Annotated in this window: 7 protein-coding genes; 5 read left to right on the plus strand and 2 right to left on the minus strand. The window is 60.6% G+C overall.

The annotated features are described in order from the left end of the window. The first annotated feature begins 142 nt into the window (after positions 1-142). The 3 genes from J3R80_RS02870 to J3R80_RS02880 are packed head-to-tail and all read left to right on the plus strand — an operon-like array spanning position 143 to position 3,219. On the plus strand, positions 143-1,171 hold the full coding sequence (locus J3R80_RS02870) for a lysylphosphatidylglycerol synthase transmembrane domain-containing protein (RefSeq protein WP_275392232.1): 1,029 nt from the start codon (positions 143-145) through the stop codon (positions 1,169-1,171). After that, positions 1,152-2,465 carry an FAD-binding oxidoreductase gene (locus tag J3R80_RS02875; protein WP_275392233.1) on the plus strand — a complete coding sequence of 438 codons (1,314 nt, stop codon included), beginning with the start codon at positions 1,152-1,154 and terminating at the stop codon, positions 2,463-2,465. The genes J3R80_RS02870 and J3R80_RS02875 overlap by 20 nt, the downstream gene beginning before the upstream one ends. A 4-nt stretch (positions 2,466-2,469) precedes the next feature. Further along, complete coding sequence (locus tag J3R80_RS02880; protein ID WP_275392234.1) at positions 2,470-3,219, plus strand: SDR family oxidoreductase; 750 nt, start codon at positions 2,470-2,472, stop codon at positions 3,217-3,219. Positions 3,220-3,238: 19 nt separating this feature from the next. On the opposite strand, the gene J3R80_RS02885 is transcribed toward J3R80_RS02880, so the two are convergent. After that, positions 3,239-4,699, minus strand: coding sequence for a UbiA family prenyltransferase (locus J3R80_RS02885; RefSeq protein ID WP_275392235.1), 1,461 nt, complete (start codon positions 4,697-4,699; stop codon positions 3,239-3,241). Beyond that, positions 4,689-5,474 (minus strand): lytic transglycosylase domain-containing protein, encoded by a 786-nt coding sequence (locus J3R80_RS02890; RefSeq protein ID WP_275392267.1) that lies wholly within the window; start codon positions 5,472-5,474, stop codon positions 4,689-4,691. The genes J3R80_RS02885 and J3R80_RS02890 overlap by 11 nt, the downstream gene beginning before the upstream one ends. Positions 5,475-5,851: 377 nt before the next feature. On the opposite strand from J3R80_RS02890, the gene J3R80_RS02895 reads away from it, so the two are divergent. Together J3R80_RS02895 and J3R80_RS02900 are read left to right on the plus strand one after the other, a co-directional pair. Beyond that, on the plus strand, positions 5,852-6,043 hold the full coding sequence (locus tag J3R80_RS02895; protein WP_275392236.1) for a hypothetical protein: 192 nt from the start codon (positions 5,852-5,854) through the stop codon (positions 6,041-6,043). 27 nt (positions 6,044-6,070) lie between these two features. Continuing rightward, positions 6,071-6,251: hypothetical protein (locus J3R80_RS02900; protein ID WP_275392237.1), on the plus strand; the 181-nt coding region annotated here is incomplete at its 3' end.

Below are 6,251 nucleotides of genomic sequence, written 5' to 3' on the forward strand. Positions count from 1 at the left end.
GGCCATTTGGTTGTTATGACATGAACATGTCGCAAGGCGCGCCGCTGTATTTGCAGGCGGGGCACGTTTTATTCCCTCTCGCTTTTGCGCGGATGCTTTCATATTCTCGCCGCAATCCCCCGCCATAAGCCGGGCAATGACAATGAGCAGCGCAAACCCCATATCTTCCACCACGGGGAAACAATCCGCCCCTGACGCCGGTTCGAGCCGGCGGCTGCGCGATACGCTGATCCTGTTGGGTCTGTTCGGCTTGGTTCTGGTCGGATTGATCGGTCTGGCCGCCGCCACCGGGTGGGAAGAAACCCGCGCGCAACTGGCCAAACTGACCGGCGCACAATTTGCCGCCCTACTTGCGTTAAGCCTTGTGAACTATGTCTTTCGCGGTCTGCGCTGGCATATATTTGCGCGCAAACTGGGACTGCCCACAGGGCTTTTTCAGGATCTGCGCCACTTTCTGGGCGGGTTTGCCATGTCCGTCACTCCGGGACGCGTGGGCGAGCTGGTGCGGATGCGCTGGCTGAAACGGGAAACCGGCTGGGCCTTTGAACGCACCGCGCCGCTGGTACTGGTGGATCGGGCATCTGACCTGTCGGCGATGGCCCTGATCCTTGGATTGGCGCTGGCCTTTTCAGCCACCGGCATCGCAGGCGGGTTGCCCGTCACCGTGCTGGCCCTGATCGCCGCTTTCGCCGCCACCCGCCCGCGCCTGCTGGGCTGGTTCGCCACGATGGGGCACAAGATCACCGGGCGCTTTGCGCGGCTCTGGGCCAAGGTTCGGCGCGCGTCGCTGTCTCTGGCGGCGTTCACCTCGCCCACGTTGATGGCGATTGCCGCGCTGATCGGGGTCGTCGGCTGGATCGCCGAAGGCTATGCCTTTCACCTGCTGTTGATGTGGATGGGGGCCGATATCGGCTTTGCCAAGGCGGTTGCGATCTTCGTCTTCTCGACCCTGGCCGGTGGCCTGACCGGTGCCCCCGGTGGTGTCGGCGGGGCCGAAGCCGCCATGATCGCCCTGCTTGCGATGGAAGGCGTGCCGCTTGAGGTCAGCGTCCCCGCCACCGCCATCATCCGCGTCACAACCCTTTGGTTCGCCATCGGGATCGGCCTTTTGGTCTTTCCCATCGCCGAACGCTTTTCATTGAGACATCATCATGGTTTGGAAAACGACTGAATACACCGGCTGGGGCCGGGTTCAACGCGCCACGGCGGACCTTGCCCGACCCGAGCGCGCGCGCAGCCTGAAAGCCGTCGTGGCGGAACACCCCTGCCCGGCCATCGGCAATTGCCGGTCCTATGGTGATGCGGCGCTGAATGATGGCGGTCGCGCCATCGACATGACGCGGATGAACCGGATCATCGGTTTTGACGCCGAGACCGGCATCGTGACGGTCGAGGCGGGCATCACCATCGGTGAGTTGGCCCATGTCTTTGCCCCGCGCGGCTGGTTGCCCGCCGTCATGCCCGGCACCGGCTTTGCCACGGTGGGCGGCTGTATTGCGCAGGACGTGCACGGCAAGAACCACCACAACGCGGGCAGCTTTGGCCAGCATGTCCTGTCCGTCACGCTGCTCAATGGCGACAAACGCACCGTCGCCACGCCCGGTCGGAATGCCAGCCTGTTCCGCGCCACCATGGGCGGCATCGGCCAGACCGGCCTGATCGCCGAGGCGAAATTGCAACTCAAACCCTGCCCCGGCGACGTGATGATGGTCACCGAACGCCGGGCCGAGGATTGGGACGAACACATCGCCCTGCTGGATGGCAGTCAGGCGACCTATACCGTCGGTTGGATCGACACCACCGCCAAAGGCGACGCGCTGGGACGCGGCATCATCGAAGAGGCCGAGCTGGCCGCCGGGCTTCTGCCCAAGGCCAAACCGTCGAAGAAAATCCCGCTAGACGCGCCGGGTTTCGCGCTGTCGAACCCCGTGGTGCGGGCCTTCAACAACGCCTATTATCGCCGCGTGCCTGTGTCCGGGCGCTCGTCGGTCAAGCGCATCGACGATTTCTTTTTCCCGCTGGACAAGATCCACGACTGGAACCGGCTTTACGGAAAACGCGGTTTTTACCAGTTCCAGAACGTGGTGCCGTTGGACCAGTCGGGTGCCCTGAAAGCGATGTTGGAGCTGATCGCGGGGGCGGGCCTGTCTTCGCCTCTGGCCGTTCTGAAACGCATGGGACCGGGACGCGCGGGGCACATGAGTTTCCCGATGGAGGGTTATACGCTGGCGGTCGATTTCCCCGCCCGTAACGCGGCGGTCGATCTGATCGCGATGCTTGAGGATATGACGGTGGACGCGGGCGGGCGGCTGTATCTGGCCAAGGACGCGCTGGCAACCGGCCCCGCCATCAAGGCGATGTATCCCGAACATGGCGACTGGGTCGCACAGGTCAACAAGACCGACCCCGAGCACGCGCTGGAAACCGATATGGTGCGCCGCCTGAACCTTCGCGAGGCAGGGTAAGAACATGACAAAGACCAAACAGAACCAGTGCTGGATCATCCTAGGCGCGACATCGTCCATGGCGCGCGCCTTTGCGCAGGCGGTGGCCGATCAAGGCGCCAGCGTCCTTTTGGCCGGACGTGATATGGATGACCTGAAGCGGTCAGCCACGGATCTGTCCGCGCGCGGCGTCACCGCCGAAGCGGTCAGGTTCGATGCCCGCGACATTACCACCTTCCAACCCATCATTGACCGCGCCACACGCGAGGATGGTGTCATCAACGCCGCCGTGTTCGTGGGCTCCATGCCGCCGCAGGACGAGATCGACGCCAACCCTGCCCTGATCGAAGGCGTGGTGGCCGACAGCCACACCGGACCAGCCGCGTTCCTGACCATGCTTGCCCCGGTGATCGAAGAGCGGGGCGCGGGCACAGTGGTCGGCGTCGGATCGGTTGCAGGCGACCGGGGGCGGATCGGCAATTATGTCTATGGATCGGCCAAAGCAGGATTTGCGACCTATCTGTCGGGTCTGCGCAACCGTCTGACCCGCGCGGGCGGACATGTGGTGACGGTGAAACCCGGTTTCGTGGACACGGCGATGACATGGGGGATCGAAGGAATGTTCCTTGTCGCCTCGCCCCAGAAGGTGGCTGCCGACATCCTGAAAGCGGTCGAGAAACAGCGCAACGTAATCTATACGCCGTTCTTCTGGCGCTACATCATGCTGATCATCCGGCACATCCCCGAGTTCATTTTCAAGAAAATGTCGATCTGAGCAGCATTCGCGTGGCGGCTTAACCGACCCCGAACCACTCTTGCCACAGACCGGCGGCATAGAACATGATCGAGAGGGTCATGAGCATCAGCCCAATGCCCCGCTTATCTTTCATCGCAAAGACGATGGGGTCGTAATCCTGCTTGCCGTACCAGCCCAGCCGCACCATGCGGATCATCCACCACGCCAGCGGCAGGCCCGCCACCCACATCAGCCATTGCGTCTTGTAAAGCGACAGGGCCTGCTCGGTGAAGGAATAAAGGAAGAAGGCGACCAGTGATGCCACCACGCCCAATGAGGCAACGTTCAGAAGGTCGGGCCGGTCGGGTCGGCCATAGCCGCGCCCCGGCAGGCGTTCGTCTGATGTGGCAAGGGTCAGTTCGGTCAGGCGCTTCACGCAACCCAACGCCAGAAACACCGGGAAGATGAACACAAGCAGATAGCCAGACACATGGATGTCTGTCGCCGCCGCCCCCGCCACGACACGCAACGTATAAAGCGACGCCAGCACCGCGATATCCACCCAGCGCATCCGCTTCAGCTTCAGCGAATAGGCCAGCGACAGCGCCATATACAGGCTTACCACCCCAAAAAACGCCAGACCCAGATGGGCCGCAACGCCCAGCGCGATGGCGGCCAACACGAAGAAACTTGTCATCCCCACCTGTATCGGCACCGCGCCCGAGGCGAAGGGTCGTTTGCATTTCTTGACGTGAAGCCGGTCGGCTTCGAGATCCAGCAGGTCATTCACCAGATAGATCGACGACGCGGCCGCCGAGAAGCTGATCACGCCCAATATGGCAAGAATGAAGGTGTTCAGGTCGAAGGCGTGCCCGGCAATCATCGGCACGAACAGCAGAACATTCTTGACCCACTGGTGAGGGCGGAAGCTCTTCAGTACATCTTTCATGCGCCAACCACCCGCGATCTGGGTAACGGGCTTGCCCTGCGCCTCCAATGCTTTGGCCGACCGTGGATCGCCCACGACAAGGGCCGCATCGGCTTGGTCCCACACCGGGCGATCCACCGGGGCGTTGCCAGCATAGTGAAAGCCGCCCTTGCCGTAAGCATCCACCAAGGCCTCGGCCTTGCGCGCACCTTTCAGGTTGGTTTTTCCATCCGAGGCAAAGACACGCTCAGACAAACCGTGTTCTGCGGCCAACTGGGCCACCACGCTGTGATCGGATGCCGAGGCCAGAACGACCTCGCGCCCTTCGGTCTGGGCCGCGCGGGCAACCTCAAGCACATCTGGTTCGACGGGCAAAAGGTCGATGCGCAACGCGGCGATCCGGGCCAGTTCCGCCTTCAGTCGCGCCGGGTCGCGAAAATGCGCAAGACTGGTTTGCAGCGTATGGATCGGGTCGCGACCAAGGCCGGCCCAAAAACACTCAAACAGGATATCAGTGCGCAGGAACGTTCCGTCGACGTCCAGCACGAATGGTTTCTTGATCAACTCTTCCGCCATCACATTACGATCCATTCACTGCAAATACACATCCGTCAGACAAAAGCTCTGGCGGGGTCAGGCACAACCCGCGCGCAACCTTCCAGGCTGCCAAAACTTTGGGCACATAGGCGCGGGTTTCCGCATAGGGCGGGACGCCCCCATTGTCCTTCACCGCATTCTCGCCCGCATTGTAACCTGCAAGAGCCAGTATGGGATCGCCATGGAAATGATTGATCAACCAGTTCAGATAGGCGACCCCCCCTTTGATGTTCTGCGAAGGGTCATTGCTGTCTTCAACACCAAATCGGGCGGCGGTATCCGGGATCAGTTGCATCAATCCCTGTGCGCCAGCGTGGCTTTCCACATCCACACGCCCGCCGCTTTCAACTGAAATCAGCGCCAGCACAAGCGCAGGCGACACCGGGGTGCCAATCGTTGCTTTCAGAATATCGGTTCCATGCGACTGTGCGATGGTTTGCAGATGTTGAAGACGCGGCTGTGTTAACCCTTCTTGCGTCTCAAGAAGATCAAGGGCGGTGCGCACATTGGCTGGCCCTGCTTTATCCAGACGCGGCGACACGGTCGTCCAGAACCAGTCCCATTCAGTGGGCTGTGGCGTCGGAACAGCGGCTGCGACTTCCTCGACCACATCGGGGGCCGGGGTTTTGGGTGCAAGGGCCGCTTCTTGTGCTGCCGGATCAATCTGGATGGTAATGCGCTTGGCCCCGGCTTCCGGCACCGACACACGCTTAAAGGTAAAGTCGGGAAAGGGCGCTGGCGTGGTATCCGCCTGCACCTGAACCCCCATCGCGAGAGTCAGGACTATGCTTATGGTCACGAAGCGCCGCATTTGCGGTTCTCTGCTCTGCCTCGAATTGTTTTGTTGTTTGTTGCAGATTTCGCCTGTCAGGGCCAGATTTACCTGATATTATCCACGAGTTTTGCGGGCATCCGCGCAGGATTATCACGAAACCAAAATTTTTAGTCATTTTAATACTTATTACTTTCAACACCTTAGACCCACAAACCCTTAAAAATTCGTTAAGCCAGAAAAGGTACGAAACCTGCCCAACTCTCGCCCCAATCAAAGGGCTAATTAGGTTTCATGCCAAGCAGCGCTGCGGACGGCAACAAGTTCAGGCGCCAAGGTGAAAGAAACGAAACAACACCTTTCGGAGTGAAACAATGAAACTGTATAACCTGATCAAGACTTTCCAAGCTGACGAAGACGGCGCTGTAACCGTGGACTGGGTTGTTCTGACCGCAGCGATCGTGGGCCTCGGCATCGCGGTTCTGACCTCGGTATCCGGCGGCACCACGTCGCTGGCAGACAAAATCTCGTCCGCGCTGGACGGCATGTCGATCATGAGCCACTAATTTTACCAAGTAACTGGAGTAATGAATATGAAACTGTATAACCTGATCAAGACTTTCCAAGCCGACGAAGACGGCGCCGTGACCGTGGACTGGGTTGTTCTGACCGCAGCGATCGTGGGCCTCGGCATCGCGGTTCTGACCTCGGTATCGGGCGGCACCACGTCGCTGGCAGACAAAATCTCGTCCTCGCTGAACGCGATGTCGATCA

Source organism: Aliiroseovarius sp. Z3 (genome assembly GCF_029105185.1).
Lineage (GTDB): Bacteria > Pseudomonadota > Alphaproteobacteria > Rhodobacterales > Rhodobacteraceae > Aliiroseovarius.

Bases quoted from the DNA above. Each gene is read 5' to 3' on its own strand.
- J3R80_RS02890 (WP_275392267.1), bottom strand. From the start codon at position 5,474: ATGGGGGTTCAGGTGCAGGCGGATACCACGCCAGCGCCCTTTCCCGAC.
- J3R80_RS02880 (WP_275392234.1), top strand. From the start codon at position 2,470: ATGACAAAGACCAAACAGAACCAGTGCTGGATCATCCTAGGCGCGACA.
- J3R80_RS02885 (WP_275392235.1), bottom strand. From the start codon at position 4,699: ATGGATCGTAATGTGATGGCGGAAGAGTTGATCAAGAAACCATTCGTG.
- J3R80_RS02870 (WP_275392232.1), top strand. From the start codon at position 143: ATGAGCAGCGCAAACCCCATATCTTCCACCACGGGGAAACAATCCGCC.
- J3R80_RS02875 (WP_275392233.1), top strand. From the start codon at position 1,152: ATGGTTTGGAAAACGACTGAATACACCGGCTGGGGCCGGGTTCAACGC.
- J3R80_RS02895 (WP_275392236.1), top strand. From the start codon at position 5,852: ATGAAACTGTATAACCTGATCAAGACTTTCCAAGCTGACGAAGACGGC.